Source organism: Anaerotruncus sp. 1XD42-93 (assembly GCF_009917605.1).
In the GTDB taxonomy this organism is placed as follows: Bacteria; Bacillota; Clostridia; order Oscillospirales; family Ruminococcaceae; genus Anaerotruncus.
Map to the genome: position 1 here is coordinate 1 of NZ_QZEG01000153.1, position 1,956 is coordinate 1,956.

Consider the following 1,956-nt stretch of genomic DNA (forward strand, 5'->3'; position numbering starts at 1 on the left):
TCCAAGGGCCTCTGAGGTCTTGAAATCTCTCAGTTTTTTCACCAAAAATCTTTTTTGACCTCTTTTTCTGGTGCCGGTGGTGGGACTCGAACCCACATGCCATTGCTGACAACAGATTTTGAGTCTGTCTCGTATGCCAATTTCGACACACCGGCAAATATTAAGCTTTCTTGAGTCTTTCCGCCAAAAATGACTGACCGGCTTTCGTCCCAGCGATGAAATGTTAGGGAAATCGCATAAACAAGCTGTTTGAGAAGGAATGCTCATCCACAAGTACAGATGATTTTGAGTCAAGTGCATATGCCAATTTCATCATGCCAACAAATATTAAAACTTTTGAGTCCCTATACCTAAATAAAAAACATTCACAACAATTTCTAAGGCAAAATGTTCTACTTTAATAAAACAAAAAATATGGTAAGGGTAAGTTTGTATAACCAATAATTAATGAAAGTAAGATAGAACAGCTTCGACCTTTCACCATTTGCTACAAAAAACTAACCGCTCTCTGCCTCATTTATTCACTCTTACGGCTTGCTTGAAAACAAAAAGGGTAAACTTCCCCACAATTATAAAAATTAAGGGAAAAAATGTAGGAACACTCTATGTATCCCACATATTTTTAATACAAAAGGCACGAATTTAATAGAAAAAACACTGATATCAATTTTTTAAACATCTTCTAGGAACACATCTTTCAAAACTTTTTTATAATTATAACAAAATTATTAGTGAAATGCAATACTGATTAGAAAATTTTGTGTGGTTGAAAAATGTAAAATTAAATGCAAAGAGGACTTTAGCGAAAAGTCCCTCTTTCGCAATCTTTTTTATCTACCGTCCGGCGCATGAATGTTACATACAGCCCCTAGCCGATGCCCGCGCCGGGCAGTTTATCGAACAAACCATGCTGGAGGTGATAATACCATGATTGGCTATGTCTGTTCACGCAACAAGCGTGGCAGGCTCACAGCAGGTGAAAGCTATGATGGGCGAATTGTTTATCCGGATGGTACCCTGCATTTCTTCTGGTATTCCTCGCACTGTTCCTGTAGGTTTCCCCGGTTCCCGCTTCGGCGGCGGAATTCATCAAGGTTAGCCCGGCCACAACAATTGAAGCTGGGCCAGACTGGGAATGGATGTATGAAACCTTGAAAGATTCCGGAAATGCCCAGATCGTAGCTCTAACCGATCAGCAGGCCGACGATCTCACAGCCCTGCGGCATAACTCGGACATCTTCCTGTACGGGGTGTTTCCGGTAACTGCAAGCCTGCTTCTGCTGATCTGGTTTGTGCGCTGGTTCTACCATACGTTTATCGAAGGAGGGTTGTAAGCATGTCGTCTTCTTTCCTTGATGAACCCTGCATTTTATGTGGCTGGTATGATTCCGATTTCGGGTGCACCTGTAGTCCTCTGGACAGATGGTATCAGCGCCCATTAAAGCCGGAACCGGATTGGGAGACCATTTTTAAAGAAGATGGTGAAGGGGGTGAATAGTAATTCGGTATACACAGGTCTTTGTAGATTTCGGCGTCCCTCCCGCGATCATCACGCCGGAGGACATGGCCCCACTTCTGGAGGGCATTATCGCTAATATCGGCGTTTTGCTTCCAGTTATTTTGGGGATGGCAGCAGTATTCTTCGGGATTAAGATTATCCCAAGTCTGATTTCCAGGTTTCCCCGCTTCTGACTGTTCCCGCAACTGCGGTGACAAATAATATTTTCAGGGGGGTGTATTATGAATCTGCCGACCATTGCCATTACAGAGGAGATGCTTGAGCCGCCGGTTCAGGGCGTGATCGCCAATGTATCGGCCGCACTCCCTGTTGGACTTGCCCTCATGGCGGTATTCCTCGCTTGTGTCCCTAAAGTCAAGAAATAGCAATCCAAACAAAAACAGCGACAAAATGAACAAGGGAAAGGAAAGATTTAGCAGTTTTCTCATAACGAGTAG

Annotated in this window: 2 protein-coding genes and 1 tRNA gene; 2 read left to right on the forward strand and 1 reads right to left on the reverse strand. The window is 43.5% G+C overall.

The genetic code is table 11. From position 1 onward, the window contains the following. Window positions 1-68: 68 nt before the first annotated feature. Window positions 69-155 (reverse strand) — tRNA-Leu (locus tag D5269_RS17585). A 996-nt stretch (window positions 156-1,151) separates the two neighbouring features. On the opposite strand from D5269_RS17585, the gene D5269_RS17590 reads away from it, so the two are divergent. Both D5269_RS17590 and D5269_RS17595 read left to right on the forward strand, forming a co-directional pair. Further along, the gene (locus D5269_RS17590; RefSeq protein ID WP_120487437.1) at window positions 1,152-1,334 is read left to right on the forward strand and encodes a hypothetical protein; all 183 of its coding nucleotides are present in this window, start codon (window positions 1,152-1,154) and stop codon (window positions 1,332-1,334) included. 406 nt (window positions 1,335-1,740) lie between these two features. Then, window positions 1,741-1,884: a hypothetical protein gene (locus tag D5269_RS17595; RefSeq protein WP_158605078.1), complete on the forward strand. Its 144-nt coding sequence runs from the start codon at window positions 1,741-1,743 to the stop codon at window positions 1,882-1,884. Window positions 1,885-1,956 lie beyond the last annotated feature (72 nt).